The sequence below is a fragment of the Conyzicola nivalis genome, from assembly GCF_014639655.1.
GTDB classification, from domain to species: Bacteria; Actinomycetota; Actinomycetes; order Actinomycetales; family Microbacteriaceae; genus Conyzicola; species Conyzicola nivalis.
The window spans coordinates 42,585-62,615 of the sequence record NZ_BMGB01000001.1 but is presented as its reverse complement, the minus strand read 5'-3'; the positions used below and the strand labels follow the sequence as shown (position 1 = coordinate 62,615).

Sequence of the window (20,031 nt, the reverse complement as noted above, 5' to 3'; positions counted from 1 at the left end):
GTGGGGATCTCAGGATCACGTCGATGGTGCCCTGCACAAACCAGTGTAACGGCTAAACCCTCACTGTTCGCTGTAGGCACAGCGTCGACCGCCTGAACAGCGGATTCAGACCGCCGGGCGGTCCCTCTCAGCCACCTTGCGGTCGATGCGGGCCAGCCTGCGCTCGTCGCGCGAGTGCGCCGGGACACGGGCCGACGTCGCCGGCGTTATCACGTCGCGCGGAAGCGCAGAGGCGCCGACGAGCCGGGGGCGGGTATTCGCGGGCAGCAGCGGGAGGCTCCCGAGCGAGCACGTCGCCCGGTCCCCCGCCGCCGCGAACACGGCCTAGCGCCCGAACTCGAAGTGTGCGCCTGGAATGGCGGCCAACAGGTCTCGCGTGTACTGCTCTTTCGGGTTCTCGAACACCTCGTCGGTCGTCGCGGACTCGATGATCTCGCCCTTGCGCATCACGCAGACGTTGTCGGCGACGAGCCGCACGACCGCCAGGTCGTGCGTGATGAAGAGGTACGTGAGGTCGAGCTCGGTCTGCAGCTCGGTCAGCAGGTTGAGTACTTGGCCCTGCACCAGCACGTCGAGCGCGGAGACCGCTTCGTCGAGCACGAGAACGTCGGGCTTCAACGCGAGCGCGCGAGCGATCGCGATGCGCTGGCGCTGGCCGCCCGAGAGTTCGCTCGGGTAGCGGTACCGGGTCGACCAGGGCAGGGACACCTGGTCGAGCAGCTCGCGCACGCGCTCCTGGCGCTCCTTCGGCGTTCCCACCTTGTGGGCCAGCAGCGGTTCGGCGATCGTGTTGCCCACGTTGTACTGCGGGTCGAGCGAACCGTAGGGATCCTGGAATACGGGCTGGACCCGGCGACGGAACTTGAGCAGGTCGGCGCCGCGCAGCCCCGCGACATCCTGGCCGTCGAACTCGATGGAGCCTGACGTGATGCCCTCGAGCTGCAGGATGAGCTTGGCGACGGTCGACTTGCCCGAGCCGGACTCGCCGACCAGAGCAGTGGTCGTGCCCTTCTTCACGCCGAACGAGACGTCGTTCACGGCGAGCAGCTCGTTGTGCTTGAACCCCTTCGTGCGGATGCGGTACACCTTCGAGACGTTGCTGAGCGAGATGAGGTCCCGGGCGGGGGCGGTGGCTTCGCGCTCGACGGCGCGCGCGACGAGGGTGTCGTCGAGCGAGCCGCCGGCGAAGATCTCGGCGTCGTCGGCGTCGGTGGCGGTGTGCTTGGCCGACTGGATACGACGCGAGGCAAGGCTCGGAGCCGCGGCCACGAGGCGCTGGGTGTACGGGTGCTTCGGATCGGCGAGGATTTCCGTCGAGGGACCTGACTCGACGACTTTGCCCTTGTACATCACGACGAGCTGCTCGGCACGCTCGGCAGCGAGGCCGAGGTCGTGGGTGATGAACAGCACCGAGGTGCCGTAGTCACGCGTGAGCGTCGCGAGGTGGTCGAGGATCTGGCGCTGCACGGTGACGTCGAGCGCTGAGGTCGGCTCGTCGGCGATCAGGAGTTTCGGCTTCGCCGAGAGACCGATGCCGATGAGCACGCGCTGGCGCATGCCGCCGGAGAACTGGTGCGGGTACTGCTTGAGCCGGTCGGCGGCGTCGCTGAGGCCCGCTTCCTTGAGTACCTTGATGGTCTCGGCCCGAGCGGCCTTGCCGCGCAGCGAGCTGTTCGCGGTGATGGCCTCTTCCACTTGGAATCCGATGTTCCAGACCGGGTTGAGGTTCGACATCGGGTCTTGCGGCACGTAGCCGATGAGACGGCCGCGGACGTCTTGGATCTCCCGCGAGTTCAGCTTTGTCAGGTCGCGCCCCTCGAAGAGGATCTCGCCGGCCGTGACCTTGCCGGTGCCCGGGAGCAGGTCGATGATCGACTGCGCGGTGGTCGACTTGCCGGAACCCGATTCGCCCACGATTGCGAGGGTCTGTCCGGCGTACAGCGTGAGGTCCACGCCGCGGACGGCGGGAACGAGCCCCCGCTGGGTCTGGAACCCGACCTCGAGCCCGCGGATCTGCAGGAGCGGCCTCTCGGCTCCGGAGTGTGAGGTGGCAATCGGTTCAGCCAGTGTGTTACTCATCCGCGCGCTCTCGCTTTCGGGTCGAGGGCGTCGCGCACGACGTCACCGAGCATAAGGAAGGACAGGACCGTGATCGACAGCGCGATCGACGGGTAGATCAGCACCTGCGGGCTCGTGCGGATCGAGGTGCGGGCCTGCCCGATGTCGTTGCCCCAGGACATGATGTTCGAGGGGAGCCCGATTCCGAGGAACGACAGCGTCGCCTCGGCGACGATGAACGTGCCGAGGGAGACGGTCGCGACCACGATGACCGGGGCGATGGCGTTCGGCACGACGTGACGGACGAGGATCTTCGAGTTCGAGACGCCTAGGGCGGTCGAGGCCGTCACGTAGTCGGAGTTGCGCGCCGACAACACCGAACCGCGCATGATGCGGGCCACCTGCGGCCAGGCGAACACCGACAGCACGAGTGCCACGGTGAGTGCCGTGCGGTCGGGGATGACCGTCATGAGCACAATCGCGCCGAGCACGGTGGGGATCGCGAAGAAGATGTCGCCGACGCGCGAGATCAGCGAGTCGAAGAATCCGCCGTAGAAGCCGGCGAGAGCTCCCACGATCGCACCGAACAGCGTCACGAGCACCGTGGCCAGCAGGCCGACGGTGAGGGAGGCCTGGGTGCCGAACACGATGCGCGAGTAGACGTCGCAGCCCTGGCGGGTGAAGCCGAGCGGGTGCCCGGCCTCGGGCGAGCCGTTGCTCGACGAGAGGTCGCACGAGGTCGGATCCACCTGGGTGAACAGCCCAGGGAACAGGCCGACGATCACGATGAAGACGATGAGCACCGACGAGATCCAGAACATCGGCCGGCGGCGCATGGAGTCCCACGCGTCGGCCCACGTGCTGCGCGCCTTCTGGGATTCGTCGAGCTTGTCGACGGCGACGATGGGCGTGTCTTCGAGCGAGGCAACGAAGTGCGCCTGCTCGGGACGGTTATTACTTTGCATAGCGGATCCTCGGGTCGAGGGCGGCGTAGAGCAGGTCGACGAGCAGGTTCGCCAGCACGAAAATGATGACCATCACCGCGATGAACGACACGACGGTCGGACCTTCTCCGAGGGTGATGGCCTTGTAGACGGTGCCACCGACCCCGTTGATGTTGAAGATGCCCTCGGTCACGATCGCACCGACCATGAGGGCGCCCAGGTCGACTCCGAGGAAGGCGACGACGGGCACGAGGGAGTTGCGGAGGACGTGCACGGTGACGACCCGGCGTCGCGACAGCCCCTTTGCTGTCGCGGTGCGCACGAAGTCGGCGCTGAGGTTGTCCGAGACGCTGGCGCGGGTGAGGCGCACGATGTACGCGAACGAGACCGATGCGAGCACGACGGCGGGCAGCACCAGCTCGCTCCACGGCGCCTCGCCGCTCACGGTGGGCCGCACGAGACCCCACTGCACCCCGAACAGGTACTGCAGGATGAAGCCGATGACGAAGGTCGGCACCGAGATCAGCAGCAGGCTGACCACGAGGGCCGACGCGTCGAAGAGCTTGCCTTTGCGGAGACCGGCGATGAAGCCGACGAGGACGCCGAAGAAGGCCTCGAAGAGCAACGCCAGCATCGCGAGGCGGAAGGTGATGGGGAACGCGGCGGCCATCACGTCAGTGACGGGCCGGCCGGAGAAGGTCGTTCCGAAGTCGCCCGTGAACAGCCCGCCGATGTAGAGCAGGTACTGCACAATGAACGGCTGGTCGAGGTTGTACCTCGCCCGGACCTGTTCGAGCACCGCCTCGGTGGGCGGGCGGTCTCCGTAGAGAGCCGCGATGGGGTCGCCGGGGAGGGCGAACACCATGAAGTAGATGAGGAAAGTCGCCCCGAAGAACACCGGGATCATCTGGAGGATTCTTTTGCCCGTGTACCAAAGCATCAGGCACCCCGCATTGAACTATTGAACATGGAGATCACAATCGTCGAGTCACGCCACTCACGGTAATGTCCGGGGCAGTTTTGCCCCGGACATTACGCGCTGAGATCAAACAGGTATGTTACTAGCCCTTGGTGATAGCGAAGTACAGCGGGACGGAATCCCAGCCGAACGTCACGTTGGATACGGTGTCGGCGGAAACTCCCACAACGTTGGAGTACCAGAGCGGGATCGTCGGAAGGTCCTCGAGGAGGATCTCCTGTGCGTCCTGGTACTTCGCGATGGCGTCTTCGACGGTCGACGCCTTGGTGCCCTCGGCGAGGGTGGAATCGAATTCCTCGCTGCTGTAGTCCTCGTAGTTCGAACCGGCTCCGGTGGTGTAGAGCGGCGCGAGGAAGTTGTACAGCGACGGGTAGTCGCCCTGCCAGCCGGCGCGCGTTCCGCCGGTGAGCTTGTTGGCGTCACGGTCGGCGAGAGCGGCCGCGAAGGTCGGGTACGCCTTGCCGGTTGCCTCGATGCCGAGGGTGTTCTTGACGCTGTTGATCACGGCGTCGACCCAGGCCTGGTGGCCACCGTCGGAGTTGTAGGCGATGTCGAACGTGCCGGTGTAGGGCGAGATCTTGTCGGCCTCTGCCCACAGCTTCTTGGCTTCCTCGGGGTTGAACTCGAGAACTTCGGATCCCTCGAGGGAGTCGGAGTAGCCGTCGAGAACCGGCGAGGTGAAGTCGGTCGCCGGGGTGCGGGTGCCCTGGAAGATCACGTCGGTGATCTGCTCACGATCGATGGACATCGACAGAGCCGCGCGACGCAGCTTGCCTTCCTCGCCGCTCCAGTGCTCGAGGTAGTACGGCATGTTGAAGCCCTGGAAGATCGCGGCAGGCTGGTTCACGGCGCTGTCCGGGAAGTCGGACTCGAAGGTCTCGAATGCCGAGTCGGGGACGGCGTCGAGGACGTCGAGGTTGCCCGACTGCACGTCGGCGTAGGCGCCGTCGAGGTCGGTGTAGAACTTGATCTCGAGTCCGCCGTTGACGGGCTTGCGAACACCGTCGTAGTCGGGGTTCGTCACGAGGCTGATTCCGACCTCGTGGTTCCACGAGCCCTCTTCTTCGGCCAGCATGTACGGGCCGTTTCCGATCGGGTTCTCACCGAAGGCTTCGATGTCCTCGAGCGCGACGGTCGGCCACGGCATGTAGGCCGTGTAACCGAGGCGCAGGGGCCAGTCGGCCTCCGGCGCGATGAGCTCGACGGTGAAGTGGGTGTCGTCTTCGACAGTGATGCCGGTCAGTTCGCTGTCCGCCTCGGCGTTGTAGCCCACGATGTTGTCGAAGAAGTACGAAGCGCTCTGCGCGTTGCTGAGCTTGGCGCCGTAGTTCCACGCGTCGACGAACGACTGCGAGGTGACGGGTTCGCCGTTGGTGAAGGTCCATCCCTCTTCGAGGGTGACGTTCCAGGTGGTGGCGTCGTCGGACTCGATCGACTCGGCGACCTCGTTCTCGATGGCGCCGTCAGCGTCGTACGAAACCAGGCCGGCGAACAGCGAGGTGGCGATCTTGCCACCGCCGGTCTCGGTGGTGTTCGTGGTGATCAGCGGGTTCTGAGGCTCCGAACCGTTTGTCGAGACGATCGCCGACGTGTCGCCGCTGGGCGACGAAGCTTCATCGTCGCCTGCGGCGCAACCGGTCAGCGCCAGAGCGCTGGCCGCCACGAGCGCGATAGCGCCCATGCCGATACGTGATCTTTTCAATTTTCCTCCAGTGCGAGATTTCACACGGCACAACAAACTGCTGCGAAAGTGCCGGGTTGGTTAGATGTACCCTAAATCGGCGCCTGCCCATCGGCAAAGCGGAGAGTGGAAACGTTACACGCTGGTAACTCATTCTCCACATTGTTGCGCACAGCACACGAATGCTGCGTGTACATCCGGCCTTCTGCACGGTCGTTGCGCAGGGCGGCTTCGTGGGCTTGTCCCCCATAGATTCGCGGCGGCGTAGCATCGGTGTGTGAGCGAATCCGAGTACCAGACGATGCCCGCCCCGCACCTGCTCGTCTTCGACGGCGATTGTGCCTTCTGCTCGACCTGGGTCGGGCGTCTCGAGCGCACGCTGCCCAATCCGCCGCGCACTATCCCGTCGCAGTGGGCCGACCTCGACTCGCTGGGGCTCACCGTCGACGACGTCACGGACTACGCGTGGTACATCACGCCGTCGCGCCACTACGCCGGACACCTCGCGGTCTCCGCCCTCTTGCGCAGCCAGCCCAACGCTCTGCTCCGATTCGCCGGTCACCTGCTCGCCACTCCCCCGTACTCGTGGATGGCCGCCGTCGGCTACCGGGTAGTCGCTCTGAACCGTCACCGTCTCCCCGGCGGCACCGCGGCCTGCCGCCTGCCCCGCCCCGAGGCCGTGTGACCACCGAGGTGTCGCTTCTCCCATCACGCGGCCGGATCCGTTTCGAGATCGCAATCGTCCTCGGCCTGTCTCTCGGCGCATCCGCCGTCTATTCGATCGTTTCGATAGTGAACCGGATGACACGGACCGAGGCTCTGGCGGACCAGACGGCGACGCTCAACACGTCGCTGAGCGAACGGCCGGCCTTCGACCTGATCTACCAGGTGCTCGCGGTGGTCTTCGACCTGGTGCCGGTCGCCCTCGTCGTCTTCCTCCTCTGGCAGTCCGGTCGTCCGCACCTCGGCCGGCTCGGCATCGACTCGACACGCGTGCGCCGCGACGGTCTCGCGGGCCTCGGCCTCGCGGCGGCGATCGGCATCCCCGGAATAGCCGTCTACCTGGGCGGGCGCGCCCTCGGCATCTCGGTCGACGTCGTGCCGACCGCGCTCGACGCGTACTGGTGGACCGTGCCCGTGCTGCTGCTCTCGGCGTTGCGCGCCGCCCTCACCGAGGAGGTGATCGTCGTCGGCTACCTCTACGCCCGGCTCGGCGACCTCGGCTGGGGGCGGTGGAAGATCATCATCGGCACCGCCCTTCTCCGCGGCAGCTATCACCTCTATCAGGGGTTCGGCGCGTTCATCGGTAACTTCGCGATGGGCATCGCCTTCGGGTGGTTGTACACCCGGTACGGCCGGCTGCTGCCGCTTGTCGTGGCGCACTTCCTGCTCGACGCGGCGGTCTTCGTCGGTTATCCATGGGCGGCGGCAACGTTCCCGGCGCTGTTCGGACCGTCGTCGTAGCGGGGCTGTTCATAACCCGACCCCGCTATTGACACCCCCCGGAGGGTGAACCAAGGTTGTCTCACCACACATCGACGTGTGCAGCGCTATGCGCGCCAGGCAAAAGGGGAACCCATGAGCGACGACGCTCCCGGTGCCGCCAAGAGCGACCGGGTGACCGATTTTGAACAGGCAGAAGCTTCAGAACCGTTCAGGCGGCTGAAGAGAACACATCGCAGCTTCGTCTTCCCGCTCGGCGTCGCGTTCCTCGTCTGGTACTTCGCCTACGTGCTGCTCGCCGACTACGCGCACGACTTCATGGCGACCCCCGTGATCGGCAACGTCAACGTCGGCCTGCTGCTCGGTCTCGGGCAGTTCGTCACGACGTTCGCGATCACCACCTGGTACGTCGCATTCGCCAACCGCAGGCTCGACCCGCTCGCCGACGAGATCCGCAGCGATCTGGCCTCGACCGGGCACGCGTCGAGGAGCGCACGATGATCGCGGCGGCCGTGGCCGAGACCACGAGCGTCGGCGAACCGCTGCTCAACATCGGGATCTTCGCGGCGTTCGTGGCGATCACCCTCGTCGTGGTGCTGCGCGCGAGCCGCAACAACAAGACCGCCGCCGACTACTACGCGGCGGGCCGGTCGTTCACCGGGCCGCAGAACGGCACGGCGATCGCGGGAGACTACCTTTCGGCGGCATCGTTCCTCGGCATCTGCGGCGCCATCGCCGTCAACGGTTACGACGGCTTCCTCTACTCGATCGGCTTCCTGGTGGCGTGGCTCGTCGCGCTGCTCTTCGTCGCGGAGCTGATGCGCAACACCGGCAAGTTCACGATGGCCGACGTGCTGTCGTTCCGGCTGAAGCAGCGCCCCGTGCGCCTCGCGGCGGCGACCACGACCCTCGCGGTGTGTTTCTTCTACCTGCTCGCGCAGATGGCGGGTGCCGGCGGACTCGTGTCGTTGCTGCTCGGCATCGACGAGGCCGTCGGACAGTCGATCGTGGTCGCGGTCGTCGGCGCGCTGATGATTCTCTACGTGCTGGTCGGCGGCATGAAGGGCACGACCTGGGTGCAGATCATCAAGGCGGCCCTGCTCATCGCCGGCGCATTCATCATGACGGTGTGGGTGCTCGCGATCTACGGCTTCAACCTCTCCGAACTGCTCGGCGCGGCCGCCGACAAGGGCGGCGAGGCGGTGTTGAGCCCCGGTCTGGCCTACGGGCTCACCGACCTGAGCCGGCTCGACTTCGTGTCGCTCGCCCTCGCTCTCGTTCTCGGAACCGCCGGCCTTCCGCACGTGCTCATGCGCTTCTATACGGTGCCGACCGCACGGGAGGCGCGGCGCTCGGTGGTCTGGGCCATCTGGCTGATCGGCGTCTTCTACCTCTTCACCCTCGTGCTCGGCTACGGCGCGGGAGCCCTGATCGGCAAAGAGACGATCCTCGCCGCACCGGGCGGAGTGAACTCGGCGGCCCCTCTGCTCGCCTTCGAGCTCGGCGGACCGTTGCTGCTCGGCCTGATCTCGGCGGTCGCGTTCGCGACGATCCTCGCGGTGGTCGCCGGGCTCACCATCACCGCCGCGACGAGCTTCGCCCACGACGTGTACGCGAGCGTGCTGAAGAAGGGCAAGGCCGAGCCGGGCACGGAGGTGCGGGTGGCCCGCATCACCGTCGTGGTCATCGGCATCGTCGCCATCGTGGGCGGCATCGGAGTGCAGGGGCAGAACGTGGCGTTCCTCGTGGCGCTCGCCTTCGCGGTCGCGGCCTCCGCCAACCTGCCGACGATCCTCTACTCGCTGTACTGGAAGCGGTTCAACACCCGCGGCGCCCTGTGGAGCATGTACGGCGGCCTCGGATCGGCCGTGCTGCTCATCCTGCTGTCGCCCGTCGTGTCGGGCGCCGAGACATCCATCTTCAAGGATGTGGACTTCTCGCTCTATCCGCTCAGCAACCCCGGCATCGTGTCGATCCCGCTCGGGTTCCTGCTCGGGTTCCTCGGCACGATCACGAGCCGCACGCTCGAGAACCCCGCCGTGGCCGCGGAGATGGAGGTGCGGTCGCTCACCGGTTACGGCGCCGAGGAGGCGACCAAGCACTGACGCTGGTTGAGCGCGGTGGAGCTATGGCAAACGCGCCAGCGTTTGCGCGACCCCAGCGCCGACCGAGCCTGCGAGGGCGGGTTCGGTCGGCGCGAGGGCAATCACGCCTCGAACGCCTCGGGCGGCGGGCAGTTGCAGAACAGGTTGCGGTCGCCCCAGGCCTGGTCGATGCGGCGCACCGGCGGCCAGTACTTTCCGCTGATCAGCGACTTCAGCGGGTAGACGGCGCGTTCGCGGGAGTACGGGTGCTCCCACTCGCCCACGATCACGCTCTCCGCGGTGTGCGGGGCGTTGTGCAGCGGGTTGTCGTCGGCGCTCCAGGCGCCGCCGGCGAGCTCGTCGGCCTCGGCCTTGATCGCGATCATCGCGTCGATGAAGCGGTCGATCTCGGCGAGGTCTTCGCTCTCGGTCGGCTCGACCATAAGCGTGCCCACGACCGGGAACGACATGGTCGGAGCGTGGAACCCGTAGTCGACGAGCCGCTTGGCGACGTCGTCGTTCGAGACGCCGGTCGCCTCCTTGAGCGGACGCAGGTCGAGGATGCACTCGTGCGCGACGAGGCCGTTGTCGCCCGCGTAGAGCACCGGGAAGTGGTCGCGCAGGCGCGCCGCCACGTAGTTGGCCGCGAGCACGGCAGCACCGGTCGCGTCCTTCAGACCCTGCGAGCCCATCATGCGCACGTAGGCCCACGAGATCGGCAGGATGCTCGGGCTGCCGAAGGGCGCGGCGCTCACGATGTTGGCGTGGTCGCCGTTCGAGGCCGCGTCGCGGTGCGCGATGGTGTCGCGCTGCGCCATCGGATGGCCGGGCAGGTAGGGGGCCAGGTGAGCCTTGGCCGCGACGGGACCGACGCCGGGGCCTCCGCCGCCGTGCGGGATGCAGAACGTCTTGTGCAGGTTGAGGTGCGAGACGTCCCCGCCGAAGTCGCCGAATCGGGCGTAGCCGAGCAGCGCGTTGAGGTTGGCGCCGTCGACGTAGACCTGCCCGCCCGCCTCGTGCACGGCGTCGGTGATCTCGCGGATCTCGTGCTCGTAGACGCCGTGGGTCGACGGGTAGGTGATCATCAGGGCGGCGAGTTCGTGCGCATGGTCGGCGATCTTGGCCCGCAGGTCCGTGACATCCACGTTGCCCAGTTCGTCGCAGGCGACGACGACGACCTTCATGCCGGCGAGGACCGCGCTCGCGGCGTTGGTGCCGTGCGCGCTCGACGGGATGAGGCAGACGGTGCGCTCGAAGTCCCCGGCGGCACGGTGGAAGCCCCGGATCGCGAGGAGGCCGGCGAGCTCGCCCTGGCTGCCGGCGTTGGGCTGCAGCGACACCGAGTCGTAACCGGTGACCTCGGCGAGCCAGGACTGCAGCTGTTCGATGAGCGTGAGGTAGCCCTCGACGTCGGCCTCGGGGGCGAAGGGGTGGATGCCGGCGAACTCGGGCCAGGTCACCGCCTCCATCTCGCTCGCGGCGTTGAGCTTCATGGTGCACGAGCCGAGCGGGATCATGCCGCGGTCGAGCGCGTAGTCCTTGTCGGCGAGGTACTTGAGGTAGCGCATCATGCTCGTCTCCGAGCGGTGCGTGTTGAACACGGAGTGCGTGAGGTAGGCGCTCTCGCGGTTCAGCTCGGCGGGCAGCGACTCGACGATGCCGTCGTACACGCTGAGGCTGCGCGGCACGGCGTCGAAGACGGTGGCGAGCGCGAGGATGTCCTGCTCGGTCGTCGTCTCGTCGAGCGCGATCTGCACGGTGTTCTCGTCGGCCTGGAACAGGTTGATGTTCGACAGGCGCGCGCGGGCCACGGTGGCAGCGGCCTCGCCGGGTACGGTCACCGTGAGGGTGTCGAAGAAGCTGTCGTTCGCGACGCCGATCTCGGCGGAGCGCAGCAGTGCGGCGAGTTCGACGGCCCGCTGGTTGACGCGGGTGGCGATGCGCTTGAGGCCCTCGGGGCCGTGATAGACGGCGTACATGCCGGCCATCACGGCGAGCAGCACCTGGGCGGTGCAGATGTTCGAGGTGGCCTTCTCGCGGCGGATGTGCTGCTCGCGGGTCTGCAGGGTGAGCCGGTAGGCGGTGTTGTCGGCGGCGTCCTTCGACACCCCGACGAGACGGCCGGGCAGCTGGCGTTCGAGTCCCTTGCGCACGGCCATGTAGCCGGCGTGCGGTCCGCCGAAGCCCATGGGTACGCCGAAGCGCTGGCTCGTGCCGACCGCGACGTCCGCGCCGAGCTCGCCGGGCGAGGTCAGCAGCGTCATGGCCAGCAGGTCGGCGGCGACGACCGCGAGGCCGCCGTTCGCCTTCACCGCGGAGATGACGGATGCCGGGTTCCAGACGTTTCCGGATGCGCCCGGGTACTGCACGAACACGCCGAACGCGTCGGGCAGCGCTTCGACAGGCTCAGCGACCGAACTGTACGACGCCAGGTCGATCTCGACCAGCTCGATGCCCACGGCCTCCGCGCGGTTGGCGAGGAGGGCCTTGGTCTGCGGCAGGGCGTCGGCGTCGACGATGAAGACCTTCGACGTCGAGCCGGAGCCGCGGCGCGCGAGCAGCATGCCCTCGACGACGGCGGTGCCCTCGTCGAGCATCGATGCGTTCGCGGTGGCCAGACCGGTGAGGTCGGCGACCATCGTCTGGAAGTTGATGAGCGCCTCGAGGCGGCCCTGGCTGATCTCGGGCTGGTAGGGCGTGTAGGCGGTGTACCAGCTCGGGTTCTCGAGCACGTTGCGCTTGATCACGGCGGGCGTGATCGTGTCGTAGTAGCCGAGACCGATCATCGACCGGCGCACGACGTTGCGGTTCGCGAGCAGGCGCAGCTCGGCGAGCGACTCGCGTTCGGTGGCGGCGGCCGGGATCACGGAGTTCGCGACGGGCTGCACATGGATCGACTCGGGCACGGCCGCGGTGACGAGAGCCTCGACGGAGTCGTAGCCCAGCGTCTCGAGCATGCGCGCCTGAGCGTCGGCGGTGGTTCCGATGTGGCGTTCGGCGAAGGTGAAGGGCATAGCTGACGTCTCTACTCGGCGATCAGGGCGGAGTACTCGTCGAAGCTGAGCAGCGTCGGGAGCGCGGTGTAGGTCACCTTGATGAGCCAGCCCTCGCCGAACGGGTCGCTATTGACCAGGCTCGGGTCGGCGTCGACGGCCGCGTTGGCCTCGAGGATGGTGCCGTCGACGGGGGCGAACAGCTCGCCGACCGACTTGGTCGACTCGATCTCTCCGACCACGGTGCCGCCGGACACGACCGAGCCGGCCTTGGGCAGCTCGACGTAGACGACGTCGCCGAGCTTGTCGGCGGCGTACGCGGTGATGCCCACGGTGGCGGTGTCACCGTCGACGAGAATCCACTCGTGCTCGGCGGTGTACTGGAGGGAGTTCTGGTCGGTCATTATTTGTCTCTCTTATAGAAGGGGAGGTCGACGACGGATGCCGCGATGCGGTTTCCGCGCACGTCGATGAAGATGGGGGTGCCGTTTTCGATCACGAAGGGGTCGACGTAGGCCATGGCGACGGGATGGCCGAGGGTGGGAGACAGGGCACCCGAGGTGACCATGCCGACCCGCGAGCCGTCTTCGGTGACCACCGAGTAACCGGCCCGTCCGGCGCGCTTGCCCTCGGTGGTGAGGCCGACGAGCACATGCGAGCCGTGCGGCGGACCGGCCTCGACGGCGGAGCGGCCGACGAAGTCGCCCTCCTTCTTGAGGTTGACGACGCGGCCGAGTCCGGCCTGCACCGGGAAGCTGTCGATTCCGAGCTCGTGTCCGTACAGCGGCATGCCCGCTTCGAGCCGGAGGGTGTCGCGGCTCGCGAGACCGGCCGGAACGAGGCCGTACGCTTCGCCGGCCACGACGAGCGCGGCCCAGAGGCTGGCCGCGGCATCCGTCTGAATGTAGAACTCGAAACCGTCTTCGCCCGTGTACCCGGTGCGCCCGATGAGCAGCGGCTGGTCGTCGAACAGTGCGTCGGTGCTCCAGTAGTACTTGAGCTCGTCGAGGGGCACGCTCACCTCGGTGATTCCGGCCGCCGCCTTGGCGATCTCGCGCGAATTCGGCCCCTGCACGGCGATGAGCGCGTAGGAGTCGCTCAGGTCGGAAACGCGCACGTCGAAGTTCTCGGCACGCTCCTGCAGCGCCGTCGCGACGGCGAAACGGTTGCCCGCGTTGGCCACGACGAAGAACGTGTCGTCGGTGAGGCGGTAGGTCACGAGGTCGTCGACGATGCCGCCCTCGGGGTTCAGCAGCAGGCTGTACTTGGCCTGGGCGATCGAGATGGCGGAGAGCCTGCCGGCGAGGGCGTAGTCGAGGAAGGCCGCCGCGTCGGGACCGTCGACGAGGATCTCGGCCATGTGCGAGATGTCGAAGATGCCGGCGGTCGTGCGCACGGCGTGGTGCTCGGCGAGGTCGGAGCCGTAGCTCACGGGCATCTGCCAACCGGCGAAGTCGGTGAAGCTGGCGCCACCGTCGACGTGGATCTGATGCAGCGGTGACGTGCGATCTGAATCTGGGCGTGGGTCGGTCAAGAGTTCTCCTCGGCGGCGCGGGCGGAACTCCCCCTCTGTCATATACCTGAGAGCTTCACCGGCGCTCGGCCGGTTTTCACCGTGGGTGGGACGCGCCGGGTCGGCTTGGCGGTATTCTCGCTTCGCTCGATCCGGAATGCTGCGCATTCCGCTTTTCAGAGTGGCCTTCGCTGTGCGGTACTGAACCTGAGAGATTGGCGGGGAGGCTTGCTCCTTCGGTGTCCTGCGCGTTGTTCGCGAATGGACTCTCCCGCAGTGCGATGTGTGCGGCCCGATATTCGTTTGTGCGCCCAGCCTATCGCGGCTTGTGTTTCAAGCGGGTGACGAAAGGTCTGCCGTTCGGGGGCTCGCGGGGTTACGGTTGCTTGAAGAAGTAAGGAGCGACGCAATGGAGCGTGGTTATCCAGCCGGAACCGTGGACGAATATCTCGCCGCGCTTCCCGAAGAACAGAAGACGGCACTCGAATCGGTGCGCCGGATGATCCGTGCCGCGGCTCCGGGCGCCACGGAGCGCATCGGCTACCAGATCCCGATGTTCGAGTACCACCGCAACTATCTCGTCGGACTTTCTGTCACCGACGGGGACTGCTGCCTGCACCTCATGAGTCCGCCGCTCGCGCGCCAGCTCGCCGGCCCGCTCGCCGAGGGCGAATTGCTCGGTTGCACCGTGCACTTCGCTCCCGAGCGGCCGTTGAGCGAGGAGACGGTGCGACGCATCGTCGGGCTGCGCACCGCGGAGATCGACGCGAGCGTATTCGCTAGAGCTCGGTGACGCGCCCGGCCTCGACGCGCCAGTGGCGGTCGGTGTGCACGTTGCCGAGCATGCGGCGGTCGTGGGTGACGAGCAACAGGGTGCCCTCGTAGCCGTCGAGTGCCTGCTCGAGCTGCTCGATCGCGGCGAGGTCGAGGTGGTTGGTCGGCTCGTCGAGCACCAGCAGGTTGATGCCGCGCGCCTGCAGCAGGGCGAGCCCCGCCCGCGTGCGCTCGCCCGGCGACAGTTCGTCGACGGGCCGGTTCACGTGGTCGGCCTTGAGCCCGAATTTCGCCAGCAGCGTGCGCACCTCGGCGACCGGCCATTCCGGTACGAGCGCCTCGAAGGCCGTGGCGAGCGGCGTGGCACCCGCGAGCAGCGAGCGTGCCTGGTCGATCTCGCCGATCTTGACGCTCGCTCCGAGGCTGGCGATGCCTTCGTCTGCGGCCTGGCGACCCAGCAGCGCGCGCAGGAGCGTCGACTTGCCCGCGCCGTTGGGCCCGGTGATGCCGATGCGCTCGCCCGCGTTCACCTGCAGCGACACCGGCCCGAGCGTGAAGTCACCCTGCCGGAACACCGCGTCGCTCAACGTCGAGACGACGGTGCTCGAACGGGGCGCCGCACCGATGGTGAACTCGAGCTGCCATTCCTTGCGCGGTTCGTCGACCTCTTCGAGCCGCGCGATGCGGCTCTCCATCTGCCGCACCTTCTGCCCCTGCTTCTCGCTCGACTCCATCGACGCCTTGCGGCGGATCTTGTCGTTGTCGGGAGCCTTCTTCATCGCGTTGCGCACTCCCTGGCTGGACCATTCGCGTTGCACGCGCATCCGGCCCACCAGGTCTGCCTTCTTGTCGGCGAACTCGTCGTATTCCTCGCGTTTGTGGCGCCGCGCCGTCTCGCGTTCTTCGAGGTAGGAGTCGTAGCCGCCGCCGAAGACGCGGTTGGCACCCTGGGCGAGGTCGAGTTCGAGCACGCGGGTGACGCAGCGGGCCAGGAACTCGCGGTCGTGGCTCACGAGTACGACCCCGCCCCGCAGTCCGGTGACGAAGTTCTCGAGCCGTTCGAGCCCGTCGAGATCGAGGTCGTTGGTCGGCTCGTCGAGCAGCACGATGTCGAAGCGGCTGAGCAACAGGGCGGCGAGCGCGACGCGGGCCGCCTGCCCGCCGGAGAGCGAGGTCATGAGCGCGCCGGGGTCGAGTGACAGCCCGAGGTCGGCGAGCACGACGGGCAGACGTTCGTCGAGGTCGGCCGCGCCGCTGGCCAGCCAGCGGTCGAGGGCGGCCGAATAGGTGTCCGAGGGGTCGGTCCCCGAGCCCGTCGATGGGGGTTCCGCGAGCGCCGCTGCCGCGGCATCCATGTCCCGGGTGGTCTCGGTGCAGCCGGTGCGCCGCCCGACATAGGCGGCGATGGTCTCGCCGTCGAGACGCTCGTGCTCCTGCGGCAGCCAGCCGACGAAGGCGTCGGCGGGCGCCAGGCTGACGGTTCCCGCCTGCGGTTCGACGACGCCGGCGAGGATGCGCAGCAGGGTCGACTTGCCGGCGCCGTTCACGCCGACCACGCCCACCACGTCGCCGGGGGCGACGGTGAGGTCGAGCGATTCGAACAGGGTGCGGTGGGCATACCCGCCGGCCAGGCCCTTGGCGACGAGCGTTGCGGTCATGCTCCTAGTGTGTCACCGGGAATCGTCGTCATCGTCATCGTCATCGTCGGTCGGCCACGTGTCGCCGAGCGTCTCCGACGCATCGACCGTGAGTTTGAATAGCAGCAACAGCAGCTGCTTCATCGAGGTGGCGCGCAGCAACGACACCTGGTCGAGCGGCCCCAGCGGCGAGATAGCGGCGAGCTGCCAGGCCGCCTCGACCGGGTCCTCCGAGATCTCCACCGTCGCCGACCACGGCAGGTCGGCGAACTCGCTCGCGAGGGCGAGGGTTCTGCGAACCTCGTGCTCGGCCTGCGCCAGCAACGGCAACAGGTCGTCGGTCCACTCCAGTTCGTCGAGCTCGCGGATCACGGCGCGCGGGTACGGGTCGTCGCCCTGCCACTCGAGCACCTCGACCCGCCGGCCGCCCTGGGCGACGAGTCCGATGTAGCCCTCCCCCGCCTCGAGCTGCACGACCTCGGCCACCGTCGCGAACCCGAACCGCTGCTCGCCGCCGCCGACCTCCTGGCCGCGCTCGATGAGCACCACTCCGAACTCGCTGGGCTCCTCGCCGAGGATGCGCGAGAGCATCACGATGTAGCGCTCCTCGAACACCCGCAGCGCGAGGGGCATGTGGGGGAAGAGCACTGAACCCAGCGGGAACATCGGCAACTCGGTCATGTTCCCGCCCGCCTCAACCGGTGAAACCCGGGTCCATCCAGATGATCTCCCACTTGTGACCGTCGAGGTCGTGGAAGGCCCGCTGATACATCTCGCCCATGTCGACCGGTTCGCCCACCTCGCCGGCGCCCGCCGCTACCGCGTTCGCGACGAGGGTGTCCACTTCTTCGCGACTGTCGGCCGAGACGCCGACCAGGACCTCTGAGACCTGCGTCGCATCCGCAATGCTCTTCGGCGTGAAGGTGGCGTAATACTCCTCGACGAGCAGCATCACGATGGCCTGGTCGTTGACGATCATCGCCGTGGCGTTCTCGTCGGTGAAGACGGGATTGAACTCGAAGCCCAAGCCGCCGAAGAAGGCGACCGAGCGCTGCAGATCCTTGACGGGCAGGTTGACGAACATCATTCGGCTCATAGTGCGACGCTAGTAGCCGACACCCGAGGCTGTAAATCCCTTTCGAACGGATGCGCGTAGCCTGTCACCAACCCCCGTTTCGTCGCGGGACCGACGAAAGGCATTCCCGTGGACTCCACTCTCCTGCGGCACTTCGAAGCCGCCGCCGAAGAGCTGCACTTCGCCCATGCCGCCAAGCGCCTCGACATTCCGCGCTCGTCGCTGCTGCTGTCGATCCGCGTGCTCGAGGAGGAACTGGGCTACCCGCTTTTCGACACGGCCGCGACCAGCACGACACTCACCCCCGAGGGCGAGGCGTTTCTCGTCGACGCGCAGCGCCAGTTGAAGGCGATGGCGGCCTCGCAGCGCGCGAACGTCGCGGCGCCGGGCGGCAAGGCCAAGGCGAACAAGGGCAAGGGGCGCGCGCCCGCCGTCAAGGGCGAGCGCAAGCCGGGAAAGCGCCGCCAGTCGCGCTGACCGTTGATCTTCGTTCCCTGAGCTCGTCGAAGGGCCGCTTCGACGAGCTCAGCGACCGGTGTCACACGATGTTGAAGTTGTCGCGGAAGGTGTTCTCCGGGTCGAGCCGCGCCTTGAGCAGTCGCAGCCGGTCCAGCGTCGCCTCCGGGAACGCGTCGGTGAGGCGCTCGGCACGCTGGTCGGTGTCGAAACTCAGGTAGAGCCCGGTGAAGTGGCCGTACAGCTCACGCCACCGCCGGTCGAGCGTTTCGGCGCTCGCACCCAAGGCGACCACGGAGAAGTTCGCCGACCTGTGGGCGTAGGCCGTGGCATCCGGAGCGACGTCGGCGACCGCCCCTCCCACCGAGCGGATCTGGAAGAAATGCACGTCCCCGCTCGCCAGCATCGCGGCCGCGGCGCGGGCGAACTCGGGGGTGATGTGCTCGACGAGTCCCGACCGCGCCTGCGGTTCGCCCCTGCCGTTGTGCGGGGCGTCGCTGGCGTTCGCCATCACGGCCGAGTACGGCAGGATCTGCACCGACTGCTGCAGCAGCGGGGCGAGGTCGGCGAGCGGCTGGAGCCGGTCGAGCACCGTGTCGGGGTCGTCGGAGTCGACGACGGTCATCAGCTGCGCCACGGCGGGCTGTTCGGCGCTCGAGGGACCCATGATCAGGAAGCTGGTGAGGTCGCGGGGCGCCGCCTCGACGGCCGCGCCCCATCCCTCGAGGAAGCCGGCGGTGTCGGTCGCGTCGAACGCGAGCTGCGCGAAGCCGACCGGCCCCACCTCGTCGACCTCGAACTCGAACGACGTGACGATGCCGAAGTTTGCTCCCGCCCCGCGCACCGCCCAGAACAGGTCGGTGTTCTCGTCGTCGTTCGCGGTGACCACGCTGCCGTCGGCGAGCACGATCTCGACCGCGCGCAGGTGGTCGATGGTCAGGCCGTGCTCGCGGGCGAGCCAGCCGATGCCGCCCGCGGTGGCGAGGCCGCCGACGCCCACTCCCCCGTAGTCGCCCGAGCTGAGGGCCCACCCGTACGGTTCGAGGGCGGCCGCGACATCCGCCCACCGCGCTCCCGGTTGCACCCGGATGCGGCGGGATCCCTCGTCGAGGATCTCGATCGCGTTCATCGCGCCGAGGTCGATGACGATGCCGCCGTCGTTCGTCGAGCGTCCGCTGATGCCGTGTCCGCCGCTGCGGATCGCGAGGCGCACGTCGTTGCGCCGCGCGAACGCGAGCGCCTCGACGACCTGGGCCGTGTCGGCGGGCCTGAGCACCAGCCCGGGCGAACCGCCGCGCATGTAGGTGGAGCGCACGCCCGCGAAACCGAGGTCGCCCGGCTCGATCGCGGTGACGCCCGCGGGGACGCCGTCGTAGTCGATGCCGTCGCGGCGGCTGGCGATGACCGACGCCCGCCTCACGACGCCTGTGACCGTGCCCGCGGACGCGCGCTCGCGGCGAACGGCTTCGCGCAGCGCGGGAGCCACCTCTTCGGCGAAGCGTTGCATCGCGGTCGGGTCGTCGCCCGCGAGGATGAACGTCGAGACCCCGTCGTCGATCGCATAGGGAAGCAGCTGCTCGACCCACTGTTCGCTCGGCCCGACGAGGAAGCCGCCGTTCGACGCTCCGAAGCGTCCGCCGACATTGGCGAGCCGCCGGATCTCGCGCGGATTCCGTCCGGCGGCGAGCGCGGCCTCGTCGATGGTGGCGTTGCCGCGCGCGTAGTCGCCCGGCTCGAGATAGGCGAGGGAGGGCAGCCACCCGTCACCTTTGCGGCCGGTGAGCCGCAGCATCCGAGGCTTCAACGCCCCGATCCACAGCGGGATCTCGTGCGCGGGGGCCGGACCGCGTTTCGCACCGCGCAGGTGGTAGTGCTCGCCCTCGATGCGCAGCGGAGTCCTGTCGTCCACCGCCCAGATGCCGCGGATCACGTCGATCGCCTCGCTGAGAGCGTCGACGGCCTGCCCCGGCGACAGGTGGGCGCCTCCCATGGCGTCGACGGCGTCCCAGAAGCCGCCTGCCCCGAGGCCCAGGTCGAACCGGCCGCCCGAGAGCAGGTCGAGGCTCGCGGCGGCGCGCGCGGTGACGGCGGGCGGGCGCAGCGGGACGTTGAGCACGTTCGGCGCGATGCGGATCGTGGAGGTCTGCGCCGCGACCCAGGTCATCAGCGTCCACGTGTCGAGGAACGACGGCTGGTACGGGTGGTCCTGGAACGTGACGAGGTCGTAGCCGAGCTGCTCGCTGAGCTTGGCGAGAGCCACCGGCGCGTCAGGCTGGCGGTTGGTGGGGGTGATGAACGTGCCGAAGTGCAGCGGCAAACCATAATCGGGCATGCACCAACTCTGCGCGCGATACCGCGCGCTGACAAACCTCGGGTTAGCGGCTTACCATAGGT

The 20,031-nt window shown here is 67.8% G+C and carries 17 protein-coding genes and 1 riboswitch; of the genes, 6 read left to right on the top strand and 11 right to left on the bottom strand.

The features are described from left to right. Positions 1 to 324 precede the first annotated feature (324 nt). The 4 genes from IEV96_RS00340 to IEV96_RS00325 form a co-directional block, all read right to left on the bottom strand. Positions 325 to 2,079, bottom strand: coding sequence for a dipeptide ABC transporter ATP-binding protein (locus IEV96_RS00340; RefSeq protein ID WP_188508737.1), 1,755 nt, complete (start codon positions 2,077 to 2,079; stop codon positions 325 to 327). After that, the gene (locus tag IEV96_RS00335) at positions 2,076 to 3,023 is read right to left on the bottom strand and encodes an ABC transporter permease (RefSeq protein WP_188508736.1); all 948 of its coding nucleotides are present in this window, start codon (positions 3,021 to 3,023) and stop codon (positions 2,076 to 2,078) included. Before IEV96_RS00335 ends, IEV96_RS00340 begins: the two co-directional genes overlap by 4 nt. Further along, on the bottom strand, positions 3,013 to 3,942 hold the full coding sequence (locus tag IEV96_RS00330; RefSeq protein WP_188508735.1) for an ABC transporter permease: 930 nt from the start codon (positions 3,940 to 3,942) through the stop codon (positions 3,013 to 3,015). The genes IEV96_RS00335 and IEV96_RS00330 overlap by 11 nt, the downstream gene beginning before the upstream one ends. 121 nt (positions 3,943 to 4,063) lie before the next feature. Continuing rightward, positions 4,064 to 5,683, bottom strand: coding sequence for a peptide ABC transporter substrate-binding protein (locus IEV96_RS00325; protein WP_188508734.1), 1,620 nt, complete (start codon positions 5,681 to 5,683; stop codon positions 4,064 to 4,066). 256 nt (positions 5,684 to 5,939) lie between these two features. Between IEV96_RS00325 and IEV96_RS00320 the strand changes: the two genes are divergently transcribed. The 4 genes from IEV96_RS00320 to IEV96_RS00305 all read left to right on the top strand — a co-directional run bounded on the left by IEV96_RS00320 (position 5,940) and on the right by IEV96_RS00305 (position 9,210). Beyond that, on the top strand, positions 5,940 to 6,347 hold the full coding sequence (locus IEV96_RS00320; RefSeq protein WP_229732883.1) for a thiol-disulfide oxidoreductase DCC family protein: 408 nt from the start codon (positions 5,940 to 5,942) through the stop codon (positions 6,345 to 6,347). A 116-nt stretch (positions 6,348 to 6,463) separates the two neighbouring features. Beyond that, on the top strand, positions 6,464 to 7,126 hold the full coding sequence (locus IEV96_RS00315; protein ID WP_188508733.1) for a CPBP family intramembrane glutamic endopeptidase: 663 nt from the start codon (positions 6,464 to 6,466) through the stop codon (positions 7,124 to 7,126). 114 nt (positions 7,127 to 7,240) lie between these two features. Then, a complete protein-coding gene (locus tag IEV96_RS00310) occupies positions 7,241 to 7,606 on the top strand; it encodes a DUF485 domain-containing protein (protein WP_188508732.1) in 366 nt (121 codons plus the stop codon). Next, on the top strand, positions 7,603 to 9,210 hold the full coding sequence (locus IEV96_RS00305; RefSeq protein ID WP_188508731.1) for a monocarboxylic acid transporter: 1,608 nt from the start codon (positions 7,603 to 7,605) through the stop codon (positions 9,208 to 9,210). The genes IEV96_RS00310 and IEV96_RS00305 overlap by 4 nt, the downstream gene beginning before the upstream one ends. A 101-nt stretch (positions 9,211 to 9,311) precedes the next feature. On the opposite strand, the gene gcvP is transcribed toward IEV96_RS00305, so the two are convergent. Genes gcvP through gcvT form a run of 3 tightly spaced genes read right to left on the bottom strand, consistent with a single transcriptional unit; the run spans position 9,312 to position 13,716 of the window. Then, positions 9,312 to 12,203: an aminomethyl-transferring glycine dehydrogenase gene (gene gcvP / locus IEV96_RS00300; protein WP_188508730.1), complete on the bottom strand. Its 2,892-nt coding sequence runs from the start codon at positions 12,201 to 12,203 to the stop codon at positions 9,312 to 9,314. 11 nt (positions 12,204 to 12,214) lie between these two features. Further along, a complete protein-coding gene (gene gcvH / locus IEV96_RS00295; protein WP_188508729.1) occupies positions 12,215 to 12,586 on the bottom strand; it encodes a glycine cleavage system protein GcvH in 372 nt (123 codons plus the stop codon). Further along, complete coding sequence (gene gcvT, locus IEV96_RS00290; RefSeq protein WP_229732881.1) at positions 12,586 to 13,716, bottom strand: glycine cleavage system aminomethyltransferase GcvT; 1,131 nt, start codon at positions 13,714 to 13,716, stop codon at positions 12,586 to 12,588. Before gcvT ends, gcvH begins: the two co-directional genes overlap by 1 nt. Before the next feature lie 165 nt (positions 13,717 to 13,881). After that, positions 13,882 to 13,979, bottom strand: a riboswitch (glycine riboswitch). Positions 13,980 to 14,131: 152 nt separating this feature from the next. Here gcvT and IEV96_RS00285 point away from each other — a divergent pair. After that, positions 14,132 to 14,488 (top strand): iron chaperone, encoded by a 357-nt coding sequence (locus IEV96_RS00285; RefSeq protein WP_229732879.1) that lies wholly within the window; start codon positions 14,132 to 14,134, stop codon positions 14,486 to 14,488. Here IEV96_RS00285 and IEV96_RS00280 read toward each other — a convergent pair. The 3 genes from IEV96_RS00280 to IEV96_RS00270 are packed head-to-tail and all read right to left on the bottom strand — an operon-like array spanning position 14,475 to position 17,202. After that, complete coding sequence (locus IEV96_RS00280) at positions 14,475 to 16,127, bottom strand: ABC-F family ATP-binding cassette domain-containing protein (RefSeq protein WP_188508726.1); 1,653 nt, start codon at positions 16,125 to 16,127, stop codon at positions 14,475 to 14,477. The genes IEV96_RS00285 and IEV96_RS00280 overlap by 14 nt on opposite strands. Before the next feature lie 12 nt (positions 16,128 to 16,139). Then, entirely contained in the window at positions 16,140 to 16,787 is a 648-nt protein-coding gene (locus IEV96_RS00275) for an LON peptidase substrate-binding domain-containing protein (RefSeq protein WP_188508725.1), read from the bottom strand. A gap of 13 nt (positions 16,788 to 16,800) precedes the next feature. After that, positions 16,801 to 17,202 (bottom strand): VOC family protein, encoded by a 402-nt coding sequence (locus IEV96_RS00270; RefSeq protein ID WP_188508724.1) that lies wholly within the window; start codon positions 17,200 to 17,202, stop codon positions 16,801 to 16,803. A gap of 108 nt (positions 17,203 to 17,310) precedes the next feature. On the opposite strand from IEV96_RS00270, the gene IEV96_RS00265 reads away from it, so the two are divergent. Continuing rightward, on the top strand, positions 17,311 to 17,658 hold the full coding sequence (locus IEV96_RS00265; RefSeq protein WP_188508723.1) for a LysR family transcriptional regulator: 348 nt from the start codon (positions 17,311 to 17,313) through the stop codon (positions 17,656 to 17,658). 61 nt (positions 17,659 to 17,719) lie between these two features. Here the strand turns inward: IEV96_RS00265 and IEV96_RS00260 are convergent, their stop codons facing one another. Next, positions 17,720 to 19,969, bottom strand: a complete 2,250-nt coding sequence (locus tag IEV96_RS00260) for an LLM class flavin-dependent oxidoreductase (protein ID WP_188508722.1) — start codon at positions 19,967 to 19,969, stop codon at positions 17,720 to 17,722. Positions 19,970 to 20,031: the final 62 nt, after the last annotated feature.

Bases quoted from the DNA above. Each gene is read 5' to 3' on its own strand.
- IEV96_RS00260 (WP_188508722.1), bottom strand. From the start codon at position 19,969: ATGCCCGATTATGGTTTGCCGCTGCACTTCGGCACGTTCATCACCCCC.
- IEV96_RS00310 (WP_188508732.1), top strand. From the start codon at position 7,241: ATGAGCGACGACGCTCCCGGTGCCGCCAAGAGCGACCGGGTGACCGAT.
- IEV96_RS00280 (WP_188508726.1), bottom strand. From the start codon at position 16,127: ATGACCGCAACGCTCGTCGCCAAGGGCCTGGCCGGCGGGTATGCCCAC.
- IEV96_RS00340 (WP_188508737.1), bottom strand. From the start codon at position 2,079: ATGAGTAACACACTGGCTGAACCGATTGCCACCTCACACTCCGGAGCC.
- gcvP (WP_188508730.1), bottom strand. From the start codon at position 12,203: ATGCCCTTCACCTTCGCCGAACGCCACATCGGAACCACCGCCGACGCT.
- gcvH (WP_188508729.1), bottom strand. From the start codon at position 12,586: ATGACCGACCAGAACTCCCTCCAGTACACCGCCGAGCACGAGTGGATT.
- IEV96_RS00315 (WP_188508733.1), top strand. From the start codon at position 6,464: ATGACACGGACCGAGGCTCTGGCGGACCAGACGGCGACGCTCAACACG.
- IEV96_RS00305 (WP_188508731.1), top strand. From the start codon at position 7,603: ATGATCGCGGCGGCCGTGGCCGAGACCACGAGCGTCGGCGAACCGCTG.
- IEV96_RS00330 (WP_188508735.1), bottom strand. From the start codon at position 3,942: ATGCTTTGGTACACGGGCAAAAGAATCCTCCAGATGATCCCGGTGTTC.
- IEV96_RS00335 (WP_188508736.1), bottom strand. From the start codon at position 3,023: ATGCAAAGTAATAACCGTCCCGAGCAGGCGCACTTCGTTGCCTCGCTC.
- IEV96_RS00270 (WP_188508724.1), bottom strand. From the start codon at position 17,202: ATGAGCCGAATGATGTTCGTCAACCTGCCCGTCAAGGATCTGCAGCGC.
- IEV96_RS00275 (WP_188508725.1), bottom strand. From the start codon at position 16,787: ATGACCGAGTTGCCGATGTTCCCGCTGGGTTCAGTGCTCTTCCCCCAC.